Source organism: Gemmatimonas sp. (assembly GCF_044376735.1).
Classification (GTDB): Bacteria; Gemmatimonadota; Gemmatimonadetes; order Gemmatimonadales; family Gemmatimonadaceae; genus Gemmatimonas.
The window spans coordinates 29571-53860 of the sequence record NZ_JBILKJ010000014.1; the positions used below are offsets into that span (position 1 = coordinate 29571).

General features: G+C 67.0%; 19 protein-coding genes. 4 read left to right on the forward strand and 15 right to left on the reverse strand.

Going from position 1 to position 24290, the window contains the following annotated elements; all coding sequences use genetic code 11:
* Window positions 1-19 precede the first annotated feature (19 nt).
* From ACIRA7_RS03880 to ACIRA7_RS03925, 10 genes are all read right to left on the reverse strand, one after another.
* Window positions 20-838, reverse strand: a complete 819-nt coding sequence (locus ACIRA7_RS03880) for a purine-nucleoside phosphorylase (protein ID WP_396219519.1) — start codon at window positions 836-838, stop codon at window positions 20-22.
* 80 nt (window positions 839-918) lie between these two features.
* Window positions 919-1530 carry a DivIVA domain-containing protein gene (locus ACIRA7_RS03885; RefSeq protein ID WP_396219501.1) on the reverse strand — a complete coding sequence of 204 codons (612 nt, stop codon included), beginning with the start codon at window positions 1528-1530 and terminating at the stop codon, window positions 919-921.
* Between the two features lie 17 nt (window positions 1531-1547).
* Window positions 1548-2231: a YggS family pyridoxal phosphate-dependent enzyme gene (locus ACIRA7_RS03890; RefSeq protein ID WP_396219502.1), complete on the reverse strand. Its 684-nt coding sequence runs from the start codon at window positions 2229-2231 to the stop codon at window positions 1548-1550.
* A gap of 11 nt (window positions 2232-2242) precedes the next feature.
* Window positions 2243-4072, reverse strand: coding sequence for a protein O-mannosyl-transferase family (locus ACIRA7_RS03895; RefSeq protein WP_396219503.1), 1830 nt, complete (start codon window positions 4070-4072; stop codon window positions 2243-2245).
* Between the two features lie 8 nt (window positions 4073-4080).
* Window positions 4081-4854 carry a diadenylate cyclase CdaA gene (gene cdaA, locus ACIRA7_RS03900; RefSeq protein WP_396219504.1) on the reverse strand — a complete coding sequence of 258 codons (774 nt, stop codon included), beginning with the start codon at window positions 4852-4854 and terminating at the stop codon, window positions 4081-4083.
* A gap of 18 nt (window positions 4855-4872) precedes the next feature.
* Window positions 4873-6846 carry an ATP-dependent zinc metalloprotease FtsH gene (ftsH, locus tag ACIRA7_RS03905; RefSeq protein ID WP_396219505.1) on the reverse strand — a complete coding sequence of 658 codons (1974 nt, stop codon included), beginning with the start codon at window positions 6844-6846 and terminating at the stop codon, window positions 4873-4875.
* Window positions 6847-6870: 24 nt separating this feature from the next.
* Window positions 6871-7434: a hypoxanthine phosphoribosyltransferase gene (gene hpt / locus ACIRA7_RS03910; RefSeq protein ID WP_396219506.1), complete on the reverse strand. Its 564-nt coding sequence runs from the start codon at window positions 7432-7434 to the stop codon at window positions 6871-6873.
* A complete protein-coding gene (tilS, locus tag ACIRA7_RS03915; RefSeq protein ID WP_396219507.1) occupies window positions 7427-8803 on the reverse strand; it encodes a tRNA lysidine(34) synthetase TilS in 1377 nt (458 codons plus the stop codon). Before tilS ends, hpt begins: the two co-directional genes overlap by 8 nt.
* Window positions 8804-9169: 366 nt before the next feature.
* A complete protein-coding gene (locus ACIRA7_RS03920) occupies window positions 9170-10498 on the reverse strand; it encodes an ammonium transporter (RefSeq protein WP_396219508.1) in 1329 nt (442 codons plus the stop codon).
* The gene (locus ACIRA7_RS03925; RefSeq protein WP_396219509.1) at window positions 10498-10908 is read right to left on the reverse strand and encodes a P-II family nitrogen regulator; all 411 of its coding nucleotides are present in this window, start codon (window positions 10906-10908) and stop codon (window positions 10498-10500) included. The genes ACIRA7_RS03920 and ACIRA7_RS03925 overlap by 1 nt, the downstream gene beginning before the upstream one ends.
* A gap of 149 nt (window positions 10909-11057) precedes the next feature.
* Between ACIRA7_RS03925 and ACIRA7_RS03930 the strand changes: the two genes are divergently transcribed.
* Window positions 11058-11573 (forward strand): type 1 glutamine amidotransferase domain-containing protein, encoded by a 516-nt coding sequence (locus tag ACIRA7_RS03930; RefSeq protein ID WP_396219510.1) that lies wholly within the window; start codon window positions 11058-11060, stop codon window positions 11571-11573.
* 200 nt (window positions 11574-11773) lie between these two features.
* On the opposite strand, the gene ACIRA7_RS03935 is transcribed toward ACIRA7_RS03930, so the two are convergent.
* Together ACIRA7_RS03935 and ACIRA7_RS03940 are read right to left on the reverse strand one after the other, a co-directional pair.
* Window positions 11774-12994, reverse strand: a complete 1221-nt coding sequence (locus ACIRA7_RS03935) for a glycosyltransferase (RefSeq protein WP_396219511.1) — start codon at window positions 12992-12994, stop codon at window positions 11774-11776.
* Window positions 12991-14454 (reverse strand): SDR family oxidoreductase, encoded by a 1464-nt coding sequence (locus ACIRA7_RS03940; RefSeq protein ID WP_396219512.1) that lies wholly within the window; start codon window positions 14452-14454, stop codon window positions 12991-12993. The genes ACIRA7_RS03935 and ACIRA7_RS03940 overlap by 4 nt, the downstream gene beginning before the upstream one ends.
* 125 nt (window positions 14455-14579) lie before the next feature.
* On the opposite strand from ACIRA7_RS03940, the gene ACIRA7_RS03945 reads away from it, so the two are divergent.
* The 3 genes from ACIRA7_RS03945 (at window position 14580) to ACIRA7_RS03955 (ending at window position 19248) form a co-directional block, all read left to right on the forward strand.
* Entirely contained in the window at window positions 14580-15086 is a 507-nt protein-coding gene (locus tag ACIRA7_RS03945) for a hotdog fold domain-containing protein (protein WP_396219513.1), read from the forward strand.
* Window positions 15083-18451 carry a penicillin acylase family protein gene (locus ACIRA7_RS03950; protein WP_396219514.1) on the forward strand — a complete coding sequence of 1123 codons (3369 nt, stop codon included), beginning with the start codon at window positions 15083-15085 and terminating at the stop codon, window positions 18449-18451. The genes ACIRA7_RS03945 and ACIRA7_RS03950 overlap by 4 nt, the downstream gene beginning before the upstream one ends.
* 146 nt (window positions 18452-18597) lie before the next feature.
* Window positions 18598-19248: a hypothetical protein gene (locus tag ACIRA7_RS03955; RefSeq protein WP_396219515.1), complete on the forward strand. Its 651-nt coding sequence runs from the start codon at window positions 18598-18600 to the stop codon at window positions 19246-19248.
* An 18-nt stretch (window positions 19249-19266) separates the two neighbouring features.
* Here ACIRA7_RS03955 and ACIRA7_RS03960 read toward each other — a convergent pair whose 3' ends face one another.
* From ACIRA7_RS03960 to ACIRA7_RS03970, 3 genes are all read right to left on the reverse strand, one after another.
* A complete protein-coding gene (locus ACIRA7_RS03960) occupies window positions 19267-21480 on the reverse strand; it encodes a S9 family peptidase (protein WP_396219516.1) in 2214 nt (737 codons plus the stop codon).
* A gap of 416 nt (window positions 21481-21896) precedes the next feature.
* The gene (locus ACIRA7_RS03965; RefSeq protein ID WP_396219517.1) at window positions 21897-22856 is read right to left on the reverse strand and encodes a M20/M25/M40 family metallo-hydrolase; all 960 of its coding nucleotides are present in this window, start codon (window positions 22854-22856) and stop codon (window positions 21897-21899) included.
* Window positions 22853-24265: a DUF4403 family protein gene (locus ACIRA7_RS03970; protein WP_396219518.1), complete on the reverse strand. Its 1413-nt coding sequence runs from the start codon at window positions 24263-24265 to the stop codon at window positions 22853-22855. The genes ACIRA7_RS03965 and ACIRA7_RS03970 overlap by 4 nt, the downstream gene beginning before the upstream one ends.
* Window positions 24266-24290 lie beyond the last annotated feature (25 nt).

Below are 24290 nucleotides of genomic sequence, written 5' to 3' on the forward strand. Positions count from 1 at the left end.
AGACAGCGGACCGTCGTGGTCACAGCCGGGCGATGACGCCCTTCACGACGGCGGCCAGCTTCGGTTCGGCAGCGCGGGCCATCCCCACGATTTGGGCGAGGCTGGCCGGTGCGAGCGCGTCGGGCAGACACTGGTCGGTAATGATGGACAGCCCCAGCACGCGCATCCCGCCGTGCCGCGCCACGATCACTTCCGGCACCGTGCTCATGCCCACGACATCGGCGCCGATGCCACGCAGAAAGCGATACTCCGCGCGCGTCTCGAGATTCGGCCCCTGCACCGCCACGTACACCCCCTCACGGATCGCGATGCCCTGCTGCAACGCCACCTCGCGCGCGAGAGCCCGCAGCGCGGGATCGTACGGCTCCGACATGTCGGGGAAGCGCGGGCCGAGCGTATCGTCGTTCGGTCCGATGAGCGGATTGTCGCCCAGCAGGTTGATGTGATCGGCAATCACCATCAAATCGCCTGCTGCCCACAGCGGATGCATCCCGCCGCACGCATTGCTGACGATCAGCGTTTCCGCGCCCAGCGCGCGGAGCACACGCACCGGGAACGTGACCTGCTGCAGCGAGTACCCTTCGTAGCGATGGAACCGCCCCTGCATGGCCACGACCGTCCGACCGCCCAGCCTACCACACAACAGACGGCCGTGGTGCGACTCGACGGTCGACAGGGGGAAGTTGGGCAGGTCCTTGTACTCGATCGTCTGCTCAACTTCGATTTCGTTTGCCAGACCGCCGAGGCCGGTGCCAAGAATGATCGCCACCTCGACCGGACGCGCGAACCGGGCGCGCACCGCCTGTGCGCAGGCTTCGATCCGCTCGCGAGCGTGCAGACCGAGCGCGGGATGCGAATGCCCGACGGCGCTATGCTCCTGAGTGAACTGCAGCTGCGGACGTGACTGCGGCGAGAAGGTCACGAGTCGTCCTCGATGACATCGAGCCACGACGGCGTGGGAAGGTTCGGGCGCACGGGCAACTGGCGGATCTCCTGCACGACCGGTAATTCGGCGCGTACGGCCGACGAATTGAGCGGCGTGGTGAACTCGGGGAGCGGCTCGGATTCGGCGGCGTTCAGCTCGGTGAGCTGGCGCTCGAGATGATGCCGTAGCTGCGCAAGGTAGCTGCGACGCGTGCGCCAGAGCGCCTGCACCTCTTCCTCGCTGCGACGCAACTCATCGCGCACGCCCTGGAGCAACTTATCGGCCTCGGCCTTCGCTTCGCGCAGGATGAGCAGCGCCTCGCGCTCGGCCTGCTCCCGGATCTCGCCGCGCAGTTGCTGGGCGCTGACGAGGGCCTCGTTGAGCGCCTTATCGCGATCGCGGAAGGACTTGAGCTGCTCGTGAAAGCTGCGCGCTTTCTGATCGAGCTCCTGATTGGCGCGCGACAAGCGCTCCAGTTCCTCGGCGACCTGCTCGCGGAACTGGTCCACCCGTGCGCGATCGTAGCCACGCAGCGCGTTGCCAAAATCGTACCGCCGCGCATCGAGCGCGGTGAGATGGAAGCCTTGAGAGCCGTCGTCCGTCATGCGAATTCCCGGATGATTCAGGTCCGACTGCCGAACAGCAGAGTGCCCAGCCGTACGTGCGTTGCCCCTTCTTCGACGGCGACCTCGTAGTCGCCCGACATGCCCATGCTGAGCCATTCGGCTCCGAACCCGGCCGACTGCAACTGCGACCGCGCCTCGCGCGCGCCGCGGAACACCGTGCGCAACGTCAACTCGTCGGCATCGAACGGCGCCATGGTCATGACGCCCCGTACCCGTAAGTGGAGGCAGGCGTTCAGCCGCTCCGCGACCGTGGGCAGTTCGTGGAGCGCGAAGCCACTCTTGCTGGATTCTCCGCTCACATTCACCTGCACCAGCACCTCGAGCACCCGCTGCGCAGCGCCGGCCGCATCATCGAGCGCGACGGCCAGCCGCTCGCTGTCGAGACTATGCACCAGGTCGAAGTGGGCCGCGTTCTTTGCCTTGTTGCGCTGCAGGTGACCGATCAGATGCCAGCGGACCGGCACCGTCACCTGCGCCATCTTCGCCTCGGCTTCCTGCACCTTGTTTTCACCGACATCGCGCACGCCTGCATCCCAGGCCGCCATGACGGCGTCGGGGCCGTGGGTTTTCGTGACCGCGATCAAGGTGACGTCCTGCCCGTGCCCGCCCCGCGCACGTGCGGCGGCGATGCGCTCACGAACCTCCGCCACCCGCGTTGCGACATGGTCCGAAATTGGCATAGCACATAAGGTTAGGGAGCATTGCACGACGACACAAGTAACGGGTCGTCGATACGCTGCACTTGCGTGCAGCGCAACAACGCCTGCACCTGCGCCACCACCGGATCGGCTCCGGCCGGGATAGGCGCAAGCACCGAACGAGGCACCTGGTCGCGGGCCCGCGCGAGCGCCGCCGCGTCGAGCGCGCTGGCGCCCGGCCCAGCGGAGGCCGACGGCGCATATACCAGCCCCTGCAACGCCCAGCCCTGTGTGCGGTCCACGCGGAGGCGGTCGGCGCGGCCCAGCAGGGCGCTCACCCGCACCTCGCGACCGTCGTCGATGGCGTGGATCATGACGGACCGGAGGGTGGCCTCGAGCCCCGGCCAGCTGCGCACCGCTTCCGACGGCAGCAATCGTCGCGCCGCGAGGGCTTCCCGATACCACGTGGCGCCGAGGAGGGGCACGGTGACCACCGTGACATCGGGACGGTAGTCCTCCACCTGCTGCAAGTACCACAGCGGGAAGGTGTCGTTATCGCCACCGGCGAAGAGGACGCCACGCTGTGGTACCGCATCCAGCAACAGCCGCGCGTACGTGCGCGGCATCATCGCGATCGGCTCGCGCGTGCGATCCATCACCGTCATGTTGGCCGCCAGCGGCACGGCGCCGATCAGCAGCGGCAGCGCGGCGATCGGCGCCGGCAGCCGTTTCGCCATCGCGGCGGCGATCGCGGCGAGTCCGGCGCCCGCCAGCAGCCCCCAGCTCCAGAAGCCGAGGACAAAGAAGTAATCGCGCTCACGCGCCTCGTGCATCGCGCCGACGGGGAGGACAGGGCCGCCGAAGGTCGGGCCGGCACGCATGTTGAGCCAGCAGGCCACGCCCAGCGTTCCCGAGAGCAGCAGCACCATCATGGCGCGCCCCACGCGCGCCTCTCGACGCCACAGTGTGCGCAGCCCGATGGCGGCCAGCCAGGCGAAGGACATCGTGAGCAGGGTACGCGGGACTGACGGGGTGGGAAACGGATGCACGCCGTAGGCGACCTGCCAGTCCGCCCATTGGAAGACGTTGCCCAGCTGCAGCCAGAGCGGCGCCACGCGCGGCAGCAGGCCTGCCACCTGATACTGTTCGCGGCGGAGGACCGACACCAGCGCCCGCAGCGAATCGGGATGGCCCGACGCCAGCTCCGGCCCCGCCGCGTACAACATCGGTAGCACCGCGACCGCCGACACCCCGAGCAGGGCCAGCGCTCCCCAACCGATCACGTCGACGACGCGGATTCGCGGGCCTGCCCATGCGAATACCACGGCCGCCGGCAGCGCCACCAGCACACTGAGATGCAGCGGCACCGCGAGCGCCGCGACGAAGACGATCAGTGCGCGGGCTCGGCGACGCGTCCGATCAGTGATGCCCTGCCGACCGGCCAATTCGCCGATGGCCAGCATCAGCGCCGAGCCGAGCAGCGCCACCGCGTACACTTCGGTCTCGGTAGCATTGCTCCACACGGTCGTCATCGTGCCGGCGATCACCGCGCCCACCACGGCGGCACGCGACCCGACCCACCGCTGCAGCATCGACGCGCCGACAGCGCCCACGAGCGCACTCGACACGACCGAGACCATGGTCACGGAACGGGCCGGCCCCGTAGCGGAGAACACGTTCGAGATCACGTGCGCGATCAACACCCAGAGCGGCGTACCGGGGGGATGCGGGATCCCCAACGTGCGCGCGGCCGTGACCAGCTCTGCGGCATCCCAGAAGGTCAGATCCGGCGCGGCCGTGGCCAGGTAGGCGGCGAACAGCACCGTCATCGCCAGCACCGGGGCGATGATCGAGCGCGGCAGCTGGAATCGCGGACGAGTCACGGGCGCCGTCATCCCGCGGATTTCACCGGCCGACCGGCGAGCAGGTCCCGCACCTGCGTCGGCGAGAGGCGCAGTTGCAGCGCGCCATCGCGCGCCACGGAGACCACGGCGGTCTCCTCGGACACGACGATCACGATCGCGTCGGTCTCTTCGGCCAGCCCCAGCGCCGCACGATGTCGGGTGCCAAGTGAGCGATTCCCCACCGCGCCCTGGGACAGCGGCAGGATACAGCCGGCGCCCACGATGGTATCGCCGCGAATGATCACGGCCCCATCGTGCAACGGAGAGTACGGGGTGAAGATCGTGGTGAGGAGATCCGCCGAGACTTTCGCCTGCAGCGACGACCCGCTCTCGATGAAGTCCGCCAGCGGCACATCGCGTTCAATAGCGATGATGGCGCCTACGCCCGAGCGTGACAGTCTATCGACGGCATCGGCGATTTCATCCTCCACCGGTTCCTGCTCGACGCGCTTGAAAAATCGGGTGACGGGCGTTTGCCCGATATGCGCCAAGGCGGCCCGCAGCTCGGGTTGAAAAATGATGAGCAGCGCGAACACGCCATAGGTGAACACCATCCCGAGCAGATAGGTGATCATGGTGAGCTGCAGCAACGACGCAATCGCATACGCCGCGACCAGCATGGCCACGCCGCCCAGGATCTGCAGGGCGCGCGTACCATGGATGAGTAGCAGCACACGATAGAACACCAGCGCGACGACCCCGATCTCGAGGCCGTCGCGCCATGTGAACTCCATCAGCCGCACGGTGTTCAGGTCCGCCACGCCGGACCCGGGCGGCGGTTACGCAGGGGCGACTTCCGGGCCCGCCAGCATCGGCGGCACGATCGGGCGGGAGACGGGTGCCGCCGGTGCCGCGAGCGGCGAGGTCGTCATCGGCATATCGGGCGGCAGGCGCGGCGGCAGTTCCTTGCCGGCCTTGAGCAGCAGGATGTCGTCACGCGTGAGCGTCTCGCGCTCGAGCAGCTGCGTGGCCACGATATCGAGCAAGGCGCGATGCTCGGTGAGCACGGCGACCGCCCGGGCATGCGCTTCGAAGGCCACCCGCTTTACCTCGGAATCGACCAGCTGTGCGGTCTGCTCGGAGACTTCGCGCCGCGATTGAATATCGCGACCGAGGAAGAGCTCCTGCTCCACGTCACCGACGAGTATCGGCCCGATGGTGTCGGACAGGCCCCACTGCGTGACGTAGCGACGGGCGATGCTGGTGGCCTGCTGAATATCGCTGGCCGCACCGGTCGTGACGCGGTTGTGGCCGAACACGATTTCTTCGGCGGCACGACCACCATACGCCATCACCAGCCTCGCTTCGAGCTGTTCACGGGTGACGGACACGCGATCATCCTCGGGGAGCGTGAACGCGATGCCGAGGGCACGGCCACGCGGCACGATCGTGACCTTGTGCAGCGGATCGTTGCCGTAGACCATCATCGCGCACACGGCATGGCCGGCTTCATGGAACGCCGTGAGACGACGCTCGTCGTCCTTCATGACGAGCGACTTGCGCTCAGCCCCCAGCATGACGCGATCCTTCGCTTCCTCGAGATCGCTCATGAAGATCTTGTCGTGCCCCTTACGGGCGGCGAGCAACGCGCCCTCGTTCACGAGATTGGCGAGATCGGCGCCCGCCATGCCCGGGGTGCCACGCGCCAGCGAGTGGACGCTCACGTCGTCGGCCTGCGGCTTGTTGCGCAGGTGCACCTTGAGGATGCCTTCGCGGCCGCGGAGATCCGGCGCGTCGACCACGATTTGCCGGTCGAAACGCCCCGGTCGCAGCAGTGCGGGATCGAGGACATCGGGGCGGTTCGTGGCGGCGATCAGGATCACGCCGTCGTTCGATTCGAAGCCGTCCATTTCCACCAGGAGCTGGTTGAGCGTCTGCTCGCGCTCGTCATGACCACCACCCATGCCCGAGCCGCGATGACGGCCCACGGCATCGATTTCGTCGATGAAGATGATGCACGGCGCGTGCGCCTTCCCCTGTTCGAACAGATCGCGGACGCGCGACGCACCGACACCCACGAACATCTCCACGAAGTCGGAGCCCGACATCGAAAAGAACGGGCGTCCGGCCTCTCCGGCCACGGCCTTGGCGAGCAACGTTTTGCCGGTACCCGGCGGACCGACCAGCAGCGCGCCCTTCGGCAGGCGACCGCCCAGCTTGGTGAACTTCTGCGGGTCCTTCAGGAACTCGATGATTTCCTGTAGCTCGACCTTCGCTTCGTCGGCACCGGCCACGTCGGCGAAGGTGATCTTGGGCGTATCGCCGCTGAGGAGCTTCGCTTTGCTCTTGCCGAACGAGAACGCCTTGTTGCCGCCGGCCTGCATCTGGCGGAACAGGAAGATCCAGACGCCGATGAGCAGGAGGTACGGCAGCATGGTGATGAGCAGGCTGCCAAAATTGGCCCGGGGCTCGGTGGCCGACGTCCGCACGCCGCGCGAATAGAGCAGCTTCTGCTCTTCGGCGGCCGATCCCTGCACCAGACGCACCACGAACTTCCGCGCTTCGCGGTTGTTCACGCGCACGGGCTGATTGAACTGACCGGCCAGCACATTGTCGGTCTGGAACGTGGCCGCTTTGACGTTGCCGACCTCGAGTTGCTGGCGATATGCCGTGTAATCGATTTCCGGCGCCTGCGATTCGCGGCCATTCCCGTACGTCAGGAACGTGATCGGAATCAGGATCACGAGGATCCAGAACGACAGCGTTTTGGAGAAGCGTCCCCAATTGAACGGCTTCTTCGGCGAGGGCGTCATGTTTGGTGCCATAGGTTGACCGCCTTACTGCAGGCTGGCGACATACGGGAGGTGCCGAAAATTCTCGGCATGGTCTAGCCCGTAGCCCACCAGAAATTCGTGCGGTGCATCGAACCCGATGAACCGCGTGGGATGTTGAAGCTCCGTCGCGATGTGCTTGTGCAGCAACGCACAGATTTCGAGCGAACGTGGTTTCCGGTCGCCGAGCAGCTCGATGAGGCGATTGAGCGTGCGGCCGGAATCTACGATGTCTTCCACTAACAGAATGTGCTTCCCCTCCAGTTCCGTTTCCGGATCGTAGAGGAGACGCACCACACCGCTCGATTCCATCGCATCGCCGTAGGACGACGCGACCAGAAAATCGACCTGCAGCGGCCGCGCGATGTGGCGTACGAGATCGCTGAGAAAGATAAAGCTGCCCTTCAGCAGTCCAAGGACCAGCAGATCACCGTCGGGATACGCCGCCGTGATGTCCGCCCCCAATGCCTGCACGCGCGCCGCGATGGTGTCGGCGTCGTACACGATGCGCCGCACGGCCCGGCCGTCGAGTCGGGGATCTTCGGAGATGGGTTGGGTCTGCTCAGTCAAACTCGGGCTCACACCGGTACCAGATCAACTCCGGCCAACCGGGCCGAGACGGTGCCACGAGACCGCGGCAAACCCCAGGAACCCACACCAGCTCGCCATCGACGAGCGCGACCGGCCACGAGGGCCGATCCAGCGCGGAGACCTGTGCTTCTGCAAAGTACCGCGTGACGCGCCTCCCTGCAGGCGCACCAGCCGTTCGGATGCGATCCCCTGCTGTCCAGACGCGCAACGCGACCTGCACGCCACGGGGAAAGCCGATGGTCCACAGGTCGGGCTCGGCAGCAGGCCCAAACACCGGCGCCGAGGCGAGGCGTCGCCACCGGAACCGCCCGAAGCGGGGTGGCATCGCCTCCGACACGCCGATCCATGCGCGAAGCGCGTCACGCAGCGGAGGCGGCGCCGCCCGGCGTACTTCGAACCAATCACCAGGTGCTTCATCCCGCGCGGCCCCCCGTCGCAACACGATTGCCCCACCGGACAGGCGGATCGTCGATCCCCGACGACTCTGCGCCGTACACTTCGCCAGCTCACGGGTTCCCGTCGCATCGAGCGTGACGCCCGCACGGGCGCAGACGGCAGGCCACAGCACGGCGGCGCCCTCGCGGGAGGTGGCGTCGAACGCCGCGGCGGGACAGGACACCCGATCACGTCGTGGCGACACGGTCACCCCGATCCCGTCGACGAGTCGCTCGACCTCACGTCGCCACGACGCGGCCTGATCGGCGATCGTGAGCATGTCCTCCGAGAACCCCGGCATGGCCGCTTCCAGCGCCGGCAGCAGGTCGTGCCGTACCCGTCCGCGCAGGTACGCCCGCGAGGCATTCATCGGATCGTCGAGATACGCCACCTTCTCCAGCGTGGCCCATCGGGCGAGCTCGGCCCGCGACACGCCGAGCCACGGGCGCACCACGCTCGACGGGGCGGCCAGCGCCGCGAGGCCGCGCGCCCCCGCGCCCCGCAGCAGGCGCATGACGACCGTTTCGAGCTGGTCGTCGCGCGTGTGCGCGGTCGCGACCGGCGCCTTGAAGGCGCGGGCAATCCGCTCGAGAAAGTCCCATCGGGCCCGGCGCCACGCCGCCTCACTGTGCCCTGGGACGCGGGCGCGCTCGCGTACGACCGTGAGACCGAGCCGGCGAGATTCCGCCGCCACCAGCGAGGCGGCCTCCGTGGCGTGGCTCCCCGTACCGTGATCGAAGGTCGCGACGGCCGCGATCCGCCCGGGAGCCCAGCGGGCCATCGCCTGCAGCAGCACCATGGAGTCGCGACCGCCGGACACGGCCAACACCACCAGACCGTCGACCGGCGCCATGGCCACCTCGAGCGACGCCCGGAGCAGCGCATCAGGCGGAAAGTTGGTGGGTTCGGACATCGTGCACAGATCGCCCTCCGACCACGATGCGTCAACCACCCCCTACCTTCCGGACACCAGGTTGTTTACTCTTTCCTCCACTTGGCGTGTGCCCGCAGTTGGGCGCCCGGCATCAATCGACTCCGGAGACTGACAGTGGAATCACACGGAACGCTGGGAACCATCTGGGCCTCATTGGGGATGACCGCCTATTATATGGCGCTCATCTGGATCAACATCCTGCTCGGGCTCTTCCTGTCTCCGCTGTTCATGATCCCGATGACCTGGCTGCAGGATCGGAAGAAGGCCTGAGGTCGGCTGGGGTTGGATAAGGAAGGGGCGCTCACCGTGACGGTGAGCGCCCCTTCATGTTTTCTGGCGAACTGCCTACGCCCGCCGTTCCACCGACCCCCGCATCTCAGTCGCCGACAGCACCACCGCATCGCCCAGCGCCGTGCGCCGGCCCGTCAGATCACTGAGATCGGAGCCGTGGTACGCTTCCTCGCCGTGTTCGGCCAGATCGATGCCCTGCACTTCCGCGTCGACCCGAATACGCAGCGGCATGCCGAGCTTCAGCGCGGACAGGATCCCGAAGCTGGCCGTCGCGGTAAACGCGATCGTAGCCACGACCGCGAGAAGCTGAATGCCGACCAGCGTGGGGTTGCCATGCAGCAGACCGTCAGCGCCAATCGGGTTCACGTCCTTCGAGGCAAACACCCCCGTGAGCACCGCGCCCACAATACCGGCCATGCCGTGGCAGGCGAACACGTCGAGGGTGTCATCCAGCGACGTCTTCGCGCGATAATGCAGCACGAAGAAGGACACGGGCGCGGCGAGGAACCCGATCGCCAGCGCCGACATGGGTGTCACGAAGCCCGCCGCCGGCGTGATCGCCACCAACCCGACCACGGCACCGGTGGCCGCACCGACGGCCGTGGCGCGTCCCCCCTTGTAAAGTTCGAGCAGGATCCAAGCCACCAGACTCGACGCGGCGGCGGCATGCGTCGTGACGAACGCGTTGGCGGCGATCCCGTCGGCCGCGAGCGCCGAGCCGGCGTTGAAGCCGAACCAACCGAACCACAGCATGCCGGCGCCGAGGAGCGCGAACGGCACGTTGTGCGGCACCGTAGGAATGCGCTTGAAGTCGCGCCGCGGTCCGAGCACCTTGGCCAGCACGAGCGCGGTGACACCGGCACTGATGTGCACCACCGTCCCACCGGCGAAGTCGAGCGCGCCCAGTGTACGCAGCCAGCCCCCGTCGCCCCACACCCAGTGCGCGAGCGGATCGTAGACCAGCGTGGTCCAGATCAGACCGAAGGTGAGATACGCCACAAAGCGCATCCGATCGATGATCGCGCCAGAAAAGAGCGCCACCGCGATGCCGGCGAACATGGCCTGAAATGCGGCGAAGAGCAGATGTGGCAGCGCTGCCGCGTAGGTGGGATTCGGTGCCGCCGTGACGCCCTGAAAGCCGAAGAAGCTGAGGCCACCAATCCAGCTCGAGCCCGGACCGAACGCGAGACTGTAGCCGAAGAGCACCCACTGCACGGTGACGATGGCCAACGCGCCGAGGCTCATCAGCATCGTGTTGAGGGCGCTCTTGCTGCGCACCAACCCGCCGTAGAAGAACGCCAGCCCCGGCACCATGAACAACACCAGGGCGGTGGCGACCAACACCCACGCCGTATCACCAGAGGAAATGGTCGGCGCCTGCATCAGTAATCGTCCTTAGTCGGGACGCGCATCTCCAACTGCGTCTGACGCATGACCTCGTCGGCATTGACGGCCGTCAGGGCGTAATTATCACGCTCACCCGTGCGGATGCGCACCGTGCGATCGAGCGGGAGCACGAAGATCTTGCCGTCACCGACGTCTCCGGTGCGCGCCCCCTCGCAGATGGCGTCGATGGTGCGCTCCACGAACTCCTCCGAACAGGCCATTTCGATCCGGACCTTTTCGTGGAATTCGAGCACCACCGATTCTCCGCGGTACTGTTGCACGACGTCGCGCTCGCCCCCGTGCCCGCTCACCCGGGACAGCGTCATGCCGGTCACGCCGACTTGAAAGAGTGCGCGTTTCACATCCGCCAGCTTCTCCGGTCGGATGATGGCGACGATAAGCTTCATAGTGGTTTGGGCGAAGGGCGGCCGGTCGCAGTACGATCCCCGGGAAGAACCGTGCGCAGCGGGGGAGCGTGTTCGGCGTCGTGCTATTTTACGCACAGGCGCATCGGCTCGCTGCCCCTCGCCGTCCAAATCCGAATTTGAGATTCGCCATGTCTACCCTCGGCACGATCGCCATCCTCGTCGGCCCCGACTACGAGGATCTCGAAGTCTGGTATCCCAAGCTCCGTCTGGAAGAAGCCGGTTACCATACGCCGCTCATCGGCAACGGCGAGGCGAGCTATCACGGCAAATGGGGCTATCCGGCCACGATGGACGGCCAGGTGGCCGATCTCGATCCGACCACGCTGCGCGGCCTCGTGGCACCGGGCGGATGGGCGCCTGACAAACTGCGGCGCGATCCAGCCGTCCTGTCGCTCGTGCGACGCGTGTACGAGCAAGGCGGCATCGTGGGCACGATCTGCCACGGCCCGTGGATTCTCATTTCGGCCGGGATCGTGCGCGGCAAGCGCATGACGTCGTCGCTGGGCATCCGGGACGATCTCACCAACGCCGGGGCGATCTGGGTCGACGAGCCCGCCGTGGTCGATGGCAATATCGTCAGCGCCCGCGTCCCGAAGGATCTGCCGGCCTTCACGCGGGCGATGCTCGCCGCCCTCGGCGCCTAGCGCTCAGCCGCAGACGGCAATGAACGCGTGTCGTAACGCGGTTTAAAAGCAACAGCCAGAACACGGATGAGACTGATCGATTTGAAACAACACGGATAAGCAAAGAAACGCGCCGTTTGCTTATCCGTGTTGCTTCCGTGTATCGGTGCGATCCGTGTTCTGGCTTTTGCTGTTGCTGTTGCTTTTCGACCGCCGCGCGCCTACTTCGCGCCGTCGGTGATCAGCGTGTCGTACTGACGGCCACGCCAGCGGGTCGGCGTCCGCGCGGTGCTCAAGGTAAGGCGCCAGGCGGCGGCGATGTCCGACAGCCACGACAGCCAGAACGGCCAGCCCCGCTCGGCATAGCTGCCGCGCAGCGCCACGAGGAGCATGAGCCGCATGTACAGCGCGATGCCGTTTACAAGCAACAGGGCCTTGAGCAGCAGCGCATCCGGATTGTCGGCCGCCGACCACCCGAGCGACCGGAGAAGGGTGGCCACGACGATCAGCAGCGGCAGGGGCAAGGCCTGTGCGCTCCACACCAGCGCTACGTCGATCCAGCGTCGCCAGCTGGGCGTGGCGTCCTTCAGGTCAAAGCTGCGCCCCCATTCGCGCCACATCTCCGCCAACGACACGTACGCGCTGACCTGAATGATCTTTGAGCCATCGAGAAAGCCGACCCGCGCGCCATGCGCGGCAAGATGGCGCGCCAGGGTGACGTCGTCGCAGAACGACGCGCGCGCCGGCGCATAGCCGCCGTGCTGCTCCAGCAGCGCGCGCCGAGCCAGAAAGCACTGCCCGTTGGCGAGCACGCGATCGGGAGGCGGCTGGGTCGCACCCGCCGCGCCGCAGCGGTACACGAGCGTGACCAGCATGGCCGGCTGCACGAACCGTTCCGCCGACGTCTGGTCGCGGAACTGCGGCGAAAACGACGCCACGTCGTAGCCGTCCTGCTCGACCGCGTCGACCACGGCCCCGATCAGGCCAGGTGCGGGGACGGTGTCGGCGTCGATGCCCAGCACCCACGCCCCCTTCGCCTGCCGGAGCCCCGTCTCGAGCGCCCACACCTTGCCCACCCATCCCGCCGGCAGCGGATCGTCGGTGACCAAGCGAATGCGAGGATCACGGGCCGCTGCCGATTCGACCAACTCCCGCGTGCCATCGGTGGACCGACTGTCCACGATGAGCACCTCCAGCATCGGCTCGGTCTGCGCCATCAGGCCCGCGAGACAGGGACCGATGCGCTTGGCTTCGTTGAGCGTGGCTACGACCACCGTCACCGTGGTGTCGGTGCGCGGAGTCAGGCGGGGCGAGATCGGTGGGCGTCGCGTGCGCCCGGGCATCAGGCGCGCCAGCAGCAACAGCAGCAGGGGCAGCTGTACCACCAGCAGCAGCAGGCCGACGCTTCGCCAGGTGTCTCCCCCGAAGGAGGTAGCGTTCATAACATCGGCTCGGCTGACACCCGGGTGCGGACGGCCGGCGACACCACCGGCTCGGTCAGCGCGAGCTGCGCGACCGCCTTCGCCATGTCGCCAAAGATGAACAGGTGTGCCGGATACATCGCGTACCAGTAGAGAATTCCGAAGAGACCGCGTGGCGCGAAAAGCGCCGTCTGAATCAGCCGTGTGCCCTCCCCTTCGGGGACGGCGGAGAACTGCAGCCAGGCCTGCCCCGGCACGCGCATCTCAGCGCGCAGCCGCAACAGCCGTGGGCGTTCGACCCGCTCCACCCGCCAGAAGTCGAGCGCCTCCCCAACATACAACCATGCCGGGTCGCGTCGCCCACGCCGAAGTCCGGGACCTCCCACCATGCGGTCGAGGAACCCGCGAACCTTCCAGAGCCAGTTCCAGGCGAGCCATCCCTGATCACCTCCCAATCGGCAGAAGGCGCGAAATACCTGATCAGGGGAGGCAGCGACGTAGCTCGTGCGGGTCTCCTCGAGCACACCCTCCCGGTCGCGCAGCTCGTACGACGCGCCACCGCCCAGCGCGTCGCTCCAGCGCGACTCCACGGCGTGCGTGGACAGCCGCGCGAGGGCGCGTTGCACCGCCGTCCGATAGGCCATGGGGCGGATATCAGGAAAGAGTGCCCGCGCCTTGCCGGTATCGGCCAGCACCGGATGCGCGATGCCTTCCACCAGCGGCGTGGCCAGTCGTGAGGGGATCGGCGTCACCTTGTCGATCCAGAGCGCGGCCAGCTTGGGCGACATGACCGGCACGGCGATAATCGTCCGGCGAAGGCCACGCACCTCGGCGTACTCCTGCAGCATGTCGCGAAACGACAGGACGTCGGCGCCGCCGATCTCCACGATGCCCGCCGAATCCTGCTCGCGGGCGCGAAGCAGGTAGGTGAGCACGTCGCGCACAGCGATCGGCTGGACCTGATTCGTGATCCACTTGGGCGCGATCATGAACGGCAGTCGCTCGGCCAGGTAGCGCACCATTTCGAAGGACGCCGACCCGGAGCCGACGATCGGCCCGGCGCGGAACTCGGTGGTGGGGAGGCCACCCCGCAGGATGGCACCCGTTTCGCCCCGGCTCTGCAGATGCTCGCTGGCGTCGGCGGCATCGGGCACGAGGCCGCCGAGGTAGATGCAGTGCGTCAGCTCGCGGCCGGCCTGCACGAAGTTGCGCGCGGCCACCCGATCGCGTTCGGCGAAGTCGGTGGCGTGCGTCATGCTGTGCACGAGATAGTACGCCTGCTCGACCCCCTCGAGCGCCCGCGCCAGCGATGCGGGATCGAACAGATCGCCGGTGACGACCTCGACGTCGTGCTCCCACCACCGGCCATGGATACGCCTTGCGTCACGGACCAAGAGACGTACCGGTACCCCCCGCTCCACCAATCGCGAGGTGAGGCGGCCGCCGATGTAGCCGGTGGCACCGGTGACGAGTACGGTCATGCGGAAGGGACAGAGGCCGGCCGAACCTCCGCCCCGCCACGATGGCGGGGATGGTGGCGGGTTCGGTGATCGGCACGTACGCTACGTAACGCTACGCCGCGTCCCCCTCCGCCGTTCCCATTCGCATGCCTCGCGCCAATCCATCCCCCGGACGTCTCCTGCTGAAGAACTGGGAACGCCTGTCCGGTCTCCCGTTTGGGAAGCGGCTGTTCAGCTGGGCCGTGGGGCACACGGCGCCCTACACGGGCTCGGTGGGGGGCGTGTACACCGATGTCCGCCCCGGCTACGCCCGGGTGGAACTGCGCGACCGCAAGGCGGTGCGAAACCACCTCGCCTCCGTCCATGCCGTGGCGCTGGTGAATCTGGCCGAGATGACGAGCGGCGTGGCGCTGATGACGGCGTTGCCGCCGGGCGTGCGCGGCATTGTGACGGGGCTCTCGATTGAATACCTCAAGAAGGCACGCGGCACGCTGGTGTGCACCACCACCGCCCAGGCCCCAACGGACGTGCACGCACCGATCACCCATGATGTACAGGCGGATATTGTGAACGCCGATGGCGACCTGGTCGCCCGATGTCTGGTGCATTGGCGCTTGTCGCCTCCCGATCCTTCACGCGAGACGGCCCGATGACCGAGACGCCGGCGTTCGACACGCCACTCACGCGCCACGCGCGCATCCGCGTACCGCTCATCTGCGGCCCGATGTATCCGTGCAGCAATCCGGAGCTGGTGGCGGCGGTGAGCGCGGCGGGAGCACTCGGCATCGTGCAGCCCATCGCCCTCACCTACGTGCACGGCTACGACTTCCGCGACGGGTTGCGCACGATCAACCGGCTCAGTGGCGGCGCCCCCATCGGCTTCAACGCGCTCATCGAGGCGTCGTCGAAGACGTATCACAACCGCATGGTGAAGTGGGTCGACATCGCGCTCGAGGAGGGCGTGCGGTTCTTCCTCACGTCGCTGGGGAATCCGAAGTGGGTGTGCGACCGCGTGCATGCCGTGGGTGGCGTGGTGTACCACGACGTTACCGAGTTGAAGTGGGCACAGAAGGGGCGTGATGGCGGCGTGGACGGCCTGGTGGCGGTGAACCGCGAGGCGGGTGGGCACACCGGCTCGCGTGACCCACGCGCGCTCCTCGATGAGGTGAGCGGACTCGGATTGCCCGTGGTCGCCGCCGGCGGCGTGGGTTCGCCCGAGCAGTTCAAGGCGCTCATCGACATGGGGTATGCCGGTGTGCAACTGGGCACGCGTTTCATTGCCACACCCGAATGCAATTCCGATGACGCCTACAAGTACGCCATCGTGGAAGCGCACTCCCGCGATATCGTGCTCACCGAACGACTCACCGGTGTGCCGGTGTCGGTGATCCGCACGCCGTACGTGGAGAAGCTTGGCACCAAGGTGGGCCCGATTGCGCGCTGGATGTTCAAAGGACGGAAGACCAAGCACTGGATTCGCACCTTCTATGCGCTGCGCTCGCTGCGCCAGCTCAAGCGGTCGAGCGTTGACGGGGCGAATCAGGACTACTGGCAAGCCGGACGCAGCGTGGATGCCGTTCACGAGATCAAACCAGCCGGAGACATTGTGCGTGAGTTCGCGAGGGCGTTGACGGGAGCCGCCGTGCAGGCGGTGCTGGTGCTGGCGTTGTTGCTGGGCGGGTCGCGCGAAGCGCGCGCCCAGCCGGTCACGACGAAAGGCCTGCGCGCTCCGGTCACGCTGGCGCGTGACTCGGCTGGCATCGTGCACATCGAGGCCTCGAACGAGCACGACCTGTTCTTCGCGCAGGGCTACAGCGCGGCACGCGACCGGCTCTTTCAGCTGGAGCTGTGGCGGCGACAGGCGACCGGCACGATGGCCGAAGCGCTCGGTCCGCGCTGGGTCGCACGCGACCGGGCGTCGCGATTGCTGCGCTATCGCGGCTCGATGACCACCGAGCTGGCGCACTATCATCCGCGCGGCGCCTCGATCATCGGGGCGTTTGTGGACGGGGTGAACGCGTATGTGGATCAGGTGCGCGCCAATCCGGCCTTGATGCCGCCCGAACTCACGTGGCTGGGGATCACGCCGCAGCACTGGACGCCGGCGGTGGTGATCTCGCGGCACAACGCACTGGCTTCGAACGCGGCCGATGAACCAACCACCGCGCGCGCGGTGCGTGAGATCGGCGAGGACGCCGTTGCTCGTCGTCGGCGCTACGAACTCTCGCCGGTCCGCCTCGGGCTCGACTCGCTGGTGGCGCGCGCGCTCGACGCCGCGCCGGGGGCGAGCATGCTGGCGGCCTACAACGACTTCAAGCAGGCACCGACGTTCCGCGCTGCCGAGCTCCCCGAGGCGCTGCGTCGCACAGCGGCAGCGGCTGATACCAGTACGCCGAGCTTCGATCGCTGGGAGAGCAACAACTGGGTCATTGCCGGGTCACGCACCGCCAGCGGCAAGCCGATCGTGGCGAACGACCCGCATCGCACGATTGCCACGCCATCGTTGCGCTACATGGTGCATCTGAAGGCGCCGGGGTGGGACGTGATCGGCGGCGGTGAGCCGGCCATTCCGGGCGTGGCGATCGGGCACAACCAGCACGGGGCGTGGGGGCTCACGATTTTCGGCATTGATGCCGAGGACCTGTACACGTACGAACTCGACGCGAACGACGCGCGGGCGTACCGATATCGCGGAGCGAGCGAGCGCCTGCGCGAGATCCGTGACACCATTCGCGTGAAGGGCGCCACGGCGCCGGTGGTGGTCACACTGCAGTACACGCGGCATGGTCCCGTGCTGATGATCGACCGCGAGAAGCGCGTGGCGGTCGCGTTGCGCGCCGCGTGGCTCGAACCCGGTGGCGCGCCGTATCTCGCCAGCTTGCGACTCGATCAGGCGCGCACCTGGCCCGAGGCGCGCACGGCGCTGTCGTTCGCGCGGATGCCGGCGCTGAACTGGATCTGGGCTGACACCAGCGGTGCGATCGGCTGGCAGAGCGCCGGCATCGCGCCGATCCGTAAGAACTGGGATGGCCTGGTGCCGGTGCCGGGTGATGGACGGTTCGAGTGGAGCGGCTTCCTGCCCATTCCACAGCTGCCGCATGAGACGTCACCGTCGCGCGGCTATGTGGGCACGGCCAACGCGCTGAACGTGGAGGCCTCGTACCCCAACGCCAACGCGCTCGCGCGCACCTGGGCGGAGCCGTTCCGTCGCGATCGTTTGCTGGAAGTGCTCGACACCACGCGGAAGGCGACGCTGTCGCAGATGATGGCGCTGCAGCACGACGAAACCCCGCTCGCCGCACGGGCGCTGGTCCCGCTCATCAAGCAGATCGCGCTGACCAACGCCGCGTCGATCGCGGCGCGTGACACGTTGCTGCGATGGAATGGGGTGCTGTCGGCGAACTCGCGCGGGGCGGCGATCTATGCGGCGTGGGAACGAAAGCTGCTCTCGCACACCGCCGATATCGTGCTGCCCCTGGAGGCCCGTCCGCTGCTACGCACGGTGTCGTTGGCGCAGACCATCCAGTGGCTCACGAGCCCGGACTCGCTCCTGGGCGAAAACCCCACGGTGGCGCGCGATTTCATTCTCTTCCGCGCGTTCAACGAAGCGGTGTCGGACCTGTCGCGTCGCTTCGGCAAGGACATCGCCGACTGGCGCTACGGCGACGCAAAAATGCACCACGCGCGCATCGCGCATCCGCTCGATGTCGTGATCGCCGATTCGATCCGCGCGCGACTGTCGCCGGGCCCACTACCCCGCGGCGGCTATGCCAACACCCTCAACGCCACGGGTAACACCGACAACCAGACCGCCGGCGCCAGCTTCCGCGTGGTGATGGATCTGGCCAACTGGGACGGCGCGATGGTGACGAATACCCCTGGCCAGAGCGGCGATCCACGCAGCCGGTTCTACAGCAACCTCTTCGGACCGTGGGCCCGGGGAGAGTATGCGCCGTTGCCGTATTCGCCGGCGGCGGTGAAGGCGCGGACGGCGGAGACCGTCGTGCTGGTGCCGTAGCGCCTAACGGTGAGTTCCGGGTTGCGAGTTCGAGTTCGGCGTTCTGAGTTGTTCACTCACCACTCGAGACTCTCACCCGCCACTCGAAGCTCACAAAATCCGTCCGACCCCAAAGAGCCCATCCCCCAACCCCAAGGAGCCTCCCCATGCTCGCCCTTCGCCTTCCCCTCACGCTCGCCACCGCGTTCCTCACCACCACCACGCCAACGACGCCTGCGCCGCAACAGGACATGTCGTTCTTCATCACCAGTGTCGGCCCCGGTAACGGCGCCGCACTCGGCGGACTCGAGGGCGCCGACAAGCACTGCGCGACGCTCGCTGAAGCGGCCGGTGTGCGCGGCAAGACCTGGCATGCCTACCTGAGTCAGCAGGCGCTCGACGGCAAGTCGGCGGTGAACGCGCGTGATCGCATCGGCAAGGGCCCGTGGAAGAATGCCAAGGGCGTGGTGGTGGCCACCAGCGTGGATGATCTGCACAGCGACAACAACAAGTTGTCGAAGGAGAACAGCCTCACCGAAAAGGGCACGGTGGTGAACGGCCGCGGTGACACGCCCAACACGCACGATGTCATGACCGGGTCCACGCTCGACGGCCGCGTGTCCACCGACGCCGGCGACAGCACCTGTAAGAACTGGACGAGCAGCGGCGAAGGCGCGGCGCTGGTCGGGCATCACGATCGTCAGGGCGGCGGCGTCAATCCGACGTCGTGGGTGTTCGCCCACCCCTCGCGCGGATGCAGTCAGGACAATCTGAAGGCATCCGGCGGGGCGGGACTGTACTACTGCTTCGCGCTGTAAAACGGCGGAGCGGCGGGGCTACTGGGCCGCCGCTCCCGGCTTCACGCCCTGAAGCCAGAACGCGAACCACTGCCGAATCCGCCCGAGGCGGTCCACCAGCAACCACGGCTCGCCGGTGCGAGAGAGATCGTGATTGGAGCGCGGGTAGCGCACCATCTCCACCGGCACGCCCTGCTTCTTGAGTGACATGAACCAGATCTCCGCACTCCCCATCGGGGTGCGGTGATCTTCTTCACTCTGCACCAGCAGCATGGGCGTCTTCACCTTCTGCACATAGCGGATCGGCGACAGCGTGTCGTACAGCGCCTGATTGTCCCACGGCTTGCCGTAGAATTCGAACTCGGTGAGTCCCTGCGCATCGCTGCTGCCGTACCAATAGGTCCAGTCGGTGATCGTGCGGTCGGTCTCAATGGCCTTGAAGCGATCGGTCTTCGTGGCGATCCACGTGGTCATAAAGCCGCCATACGATCCGCCCGTCGCACCCATCTTCGTGCTATCCACATCAGCGCGCGCCGCGACGATGTCCACGGCTTTCATCAGGTCGTCGTAGTCTTCCATCCCCCAGCGGCCGCGTGTGCTGTACGTGAAGTCACCGCCATAGCCGCTCGACCCACGCGGGTTGGTGAACAGCACGAACATCCCCTGCGCCGCGAGATTCTGGAACTCGTCGAACCAGCCTTCACCGTACGCCGAGTGCGGACCGCCATGGATGTAGATCACCATGGGGTACTTCTTGCCCGCGGTGTAGCCGTACGGCTTCATCAGCCAGCCTTCGATCTCCAGGTTACCGACGCTCTTGTACGTAAAGCGATCGGCATCGCTCCACACCACGTCCTTGTTCACGTCGTCGTTGAAGTGCGTGAGCTGGCGCTCCCCCGTGCCGTCAGCGGCCGCCACGAACAGCTCCGTCGGCTTTGTCATCGAGGTTGAGGTATACGCCATCAGCTTGGCCGCCGCGTCGTAGCTGGCGCCGCGCAGCTGACGACGGCCACCGACCAGCTCCTTCGGCGCGGTCTTACCCGTAAGGTCGGCGCGCAGAATGGCCGAGCGGCCGCCGATGTCGGCCGCGAACTGCAGCTGTCCGGTAGTAAGCCACGACAACGAGCCCGGCTCGAACTGCCAGTCGCCGAGGAGATTGCGTGGCGTCCCGCCGGCCATGTCCACGACATAAATGCGGGCCGACTTCACCCGTGTCGGACGGCCCACGAACGCCAACTGCTTGCTGTCGGGCGACCAGGTGATATCCGACTCGGCGCCCATCCACTCGCTCACCTTGCGCGGCGTGCCGCCGGTGCTGGCTACCACGTAGAGGTCGGTGTCGTTGCGGTTGGCTTCATCGCGAACCTTGTCGTACGGCAACTTGGCGAGCGAGTCACGCTCGAGATCGACCACCGAATCCGGGCGCAGTCGCGAGTCGGCCACGAACGCGATCCACTTACCGTCGGGCGAGACCTCAGGCGAGCGGTGCGAATACGGCGTCGTTGTGAGTTGCTGCTTGGTGGTGTCCCCCACCGTCTGACGCCACAGTTGCGTCGGCCGCCAGCTGCGCGCTTCGGCGCGACCGGGCACAAAGCCGACGCCGTTCACCTTGTACGACATGTCGGTCACATGACGGCCGTCGAAGCGGGCCGGCTCGACCGGACGCGTAATCGCCTCGAAGGTCGGCTTGGCCATCGGCTGCATACGCGCGAACGGATTGGCGCCGTTCCGCACCGTGGTGTCGCGACGCGCTGGCTCCGTGAACACGGCGAACGCGCCGTCAGCGGGCATGGACCCGTTCGCATACGTCGCGATCTGGATCGCTTCACCACTGGGCTGGTCGAGGCGAATGGCCCACGTGTTGCCCTGTCCGCCCGCGCGCGCCGACGTGAAGAACAGGTATTTACCGTCGGGCGACCAGCGGGGATTGCTGCTCTCGGTATTCGGCGACGTCCACCGCTGCGGCTCGCCGCCGGCGGTGTTCACCACCCAGACCTCGCTATGTCGCTTATTGTCGGCCTCGACGGCCTTGGTCACGGTCATCGCCACGCGCTTGCCGTCGGGCGAGACGGCTGGCGTGCTCACATTGACCAGGCGATACCAATCGGCCAGCATCATCGCGCGCGGGCCCGCGGGGAGCTTGGTCACGGCTGGCGCCTGCTGCGCCATCATCGCGGTGGGGGCGGCGACGGCGAGGGCGGCCAGCACGGCCGCATGACGGAACAGGGAGCTACAGGAGGTCGGTCTGACCATGGCGGTGCTCGAGGTAGGAAATCCGTGGAGTCCAGCGCGGGACGACGTACCCGAAAAGTACCGATCCGTGATGGACGGTGCATTCTTGGCTTGCCATGGAGCGCGTTGTACCCTAGGATGGTGGCTGCGCGGAGGAGCGACCGCGCAAAAAACCGCGCGTTCCCGGTCTCCAAGCGGCCTGGGACGCACCCGTAGGATCTCGGTAGCAGTCTGCCCGAAGTCCCACCCTATTTCGAGGAGGTGATCATTTGTCTAGTCATAGTTCCTTTGCCGGTTCGTCCTGGGCAACCGATCTCCTGATCGACGCCCGGTAACGGGTACTACCGGTTCGGGATCGTTTCGAATCGGCAAGGAGTCAGAAGGGCCGCCTCGGATCACTCCGCAGCGGCCCTTCTTCCTTTCTGGACCCGAGACCGCTACGGCTTAACGCGGACCACCGAGGCCAGCTGTGCGTCGGCCGCGCGCACCAGCGCGTACGCGAACTCGATCGTGCCGCGATAGAACGCGGGATCCACCTTGTCAGCGTCGTCACCCGACTTGTGATAGTCGGCGTGATCTTCGACGCCGAGATACAGGAACGGGATCCCCTTGTTGTGGAAGGCCGAGTGATCCGAGGACCCGGTCCAATCGTCACCCGGCTTGAGGTCTTTCGTATCGTGCCCGAAGCGGATGGTCACCGACGATGTCTTGGCCGCGGCCTCGGCCATCGGCTTGAGCGACGGCGTGTGCGACGTGCCCGCTACCCAGAGCGCCTTGCCGTCCTGACGCGCCACCATGTCCAGATTGATGTTCATCGCGAGGCGATCGAGCGGCACCGGCGGCGCATTCACGAACGCCTTCGATCCAACCATGCCCGACTCTTCCGCGTCGAAGAAGGCGAGAATCACATCGTGCTCGGGCGGCTCGCGCAGCAATCGTTCGGCGATGGTCAGCAGCGCCACGCATCCACTCGCGTCGTCGTCGGCGCCGTTGAACACCTCACCATTACGCACACCGAGGTGATCGTAGTGGGCACTGAGCACCAGGGCGGGTCCACCGGTGTTCTTGCCGGGAATGCGCGCCACGATGTTGGCCCCGGCCGTGTCGCTGCCGGCCCGCGCGCGGAGCGTGACCGGCACGACGAAGCCGGAACCGATCGGTTTGGCGCCCATCGCACTGAGTTCCGCCACGAGGTACGCCCGTGCACGCACGGACCCAGCTGTCCCGGCGCGGCGCCCTTCCATGCTGTCGGCTGCCAACGCGCCGAGCCGCTGCATGATGCGTGCGGTGGTAACGTCGGGCGTCGCGGTGCTCTGCGCCCCGACGACGGTGACGCTACATGCGGCGAGCATCGCGATAGCGACCGCGTGGACGCGATAGTGAAAAGTCCCGTTCATTGAAACCACACCCCTGCCTGTCCGGTCAGTCGCGCTTTCACCACGAAGGCGGTCGCCGTCGCGGTTACCTCAGTAATCTGCACGTCGCGCACGCTGCTGCCCATCACGACCCCGGGGGCCATGGGCCCGTTCAGCTTGCGCATCAGCTCCGCGCGAACGGAATCCAGCTGCGCACCGAGTGCGACCCGTCCGCCGTTGGTCGCGCGTCGGACGGCCCGTCCCACCAGCGGCGCGCCCAGGGTGGCTTTTACCCGCGAGAGCTTTCCGCGGCTCTCCAGCGACCAATCCAGATCGTCGAGCCGAAGTTCACGCGTGGTGGCGTCCCATCGCAGCTGGGAGGTGAGCGACAGTCGCCCCCGCAGCGAACCCGACACGGTAAGATCGATCCGCACGCTGTCGCGCAGACCTCGGACGTGCACGCTGTCCACGCGCACGCTGGCGCTCGAGGTCTCCTGCGCCAGCAGTAGCGCGGCACGACGTTCGAGCTCGGCGAACGGCAGCTCCACACTCACCGGCACCGTATAGTCCGGCGGCGCCGACCCGAGGGCGAGCACCGGCAGCGGCTTCATGCGCACCGCCGGTTTGGCGCCGGCGATCACACGCGGACGTGCGGACAGCACCATAGTCGTCACGATGCTCGGTCCGTTACCGACGAACGGCGTGACCTGCACCGTCTGCGGATCGAGCACGAGCCAGAGTGAATTCGTCGAGTCGAGCGCGGTGGGCTCGAGGAAGCTCTTCCAGAGCGAGTCGGCCAGTGGCCTGAAGTCGCCGACCATGGGAATGGTGGTGTCTGCTTCGGCCGCGAAGAGCGCGAGTTGCTGGTCGATGATGCCCTGCAGCGTGCTCGTGGCGTTGACGCCCAGTGCCGTTACCGTGCACGGGTCGACCAGTGTGGCCACAAGCTTGGTCTCGCGCGCCCCGATCTTCCAGTCGCGTCGCCAGTACAGCGACGTGGTCATCGAGGCCGTGGCGCGCCGCATGGCTTCGGGGGCGTAGCCGCAGCTCGCCACGCGAGCGCTGCCACCGACCGTCGCGAGTTGTGCGCGGTACGCGAGCTTCGTGTCGATGAACAGCTGTGGCCCCTCGGCGCGCACGCGCAGTGGCTCGCGTCGATACACGTATTGGTGGCACACCAGTCCGATCGCCGCGCAGCGGGCAGCACCGAGCGAGTCGCTCACCGGGAAGAGCGAGTCGAGCGACGGCGCGAGGGTGCGCAGCACGTACGTCACGCGCACGGGAATGATGGCAAGGTCGCCGGATGGCGAAGGGGCCACGACAGGTGCCGTGCCAGTGGCGGGCGCCGGCGTGGGGTTGGGGGTCGGCGGCGTGTTGCGAACACAGGCGGCGGCCAGCACGACCCCAGTATGTTGCAGCAGGCGCCGCCACGGCATACGCCGAATTGCCACCCTACTCCTCTTGCCCATGTCTGCT

What these genes read in the sequence shown, in the direction of transcription:
- ACIRA7_RS03965 (WP_396219517.1), bottom strand. Translation starts at nt 22,856, where the DNA reads ATGAACGGGACTTTTCACTATCGCGTCCACGCGGTCGCTATCGCGATG.
- ACIRA7_RS03920 (WP_396219508.1), bottom strand. Translation starts at nt 10,498, where the DNA reads ATGCAGGCGCCGACCATTTCCTCTGGTGATACGGCGTGGGTGTTGGTC.
- ACIRA7_RS03950 (WP_396219514.1), top strand. Translation starts at nt 15,083, where the DNA reads ATGACCGAGACGCCGGCGTTCGACACGCCACTCACGCGCCACGCGCGC.
- ACIRA7_RS03925 (WP_396219509.1), bottom strand. Translation starts at nt 10,908, where the DNA reads ATGAAGCTTATCGTCGCCATCATCCGACCGGAGAAGCTGGCGGATGTG.
- ACIRA7_RS03940 (WP_396219512.1), bottom strand. Translation starts at nt 14,454, where the DNA reads ATGACCGTACTCGTCACCGGTGCCACCGGCTACATCGGCGGCCGCCTC.
- ACIRA7_RS03960 (WP_396219516.1), bottom strand. Translation starts at nt 21,480, where the DNA reads ATGGTCAGACCGACCTCCTGTAGCTCCCTGTTCCGTCATGCGGCCGTG.
- tilS (WP_396219507.1), bottom strand. Translation starts at nt 8,803, where the DNA reads ATGTCCGAACCCACCAACTTTCCGCCTGATGCGCTGCTCCGGGCGTCG.
- ACIRA7_RS03935 (WP_396219511.1), bottom strand. Translation starts at nt 12,994, where the DNA reads ATGAACGCTACCTCCTTCGGGGGAGACACCTGGCGAAGCGTCGGCCTG.
- ACIRA7_RS03945 (WP_396219513.1), top strand. Translation starts at nt 14,580, where the DNA reads ATGCCTCGCGCCAATCCATCCCCCGGACGTCTCCTGCTGAAGAACTGG.
- ACIRA7_RS03930 (WP_396219510.1), top strand. Translation starts at nt 11,058, where the DNA reads ATGTCTACCCTCGGCACGATCGCCATCCTCGTCGGCCCCGACTACGAG.
- ACIRA7_RS03890 (WP_396219502.1), bottom strand. Translation starts at nt 2,231, where the DNA reads ATGCCAATTTCGGACCATGTCGCAACGCGGGTGGCGGAGGTTCGTGAG.
- ftsH (WP_396219505.1), bottom strand. Translation starts at nt 6,846, where the DNA reads ATGACGCCCTCGCCGAAGAAGCCGTTCAATTGGGGACGCTTCTCCAAA.
- ACIRA7_RS03955 (WP_396219515.1), top strand. Translation starts at nt 18,598, where the DNA reads ATGCTCGCCCTTCGCCTTCCCCTCACGCTCGCCACCGCGTTCCTCACC.
- ACIRA7_RS03885 (WP_396219501.1), bottom strand. Translation starts at nt 1,530, where the DNA reads ATGACGGACGACGGCTCTCAAGGCTTCCATCTCACCGCGCTCGATGCG.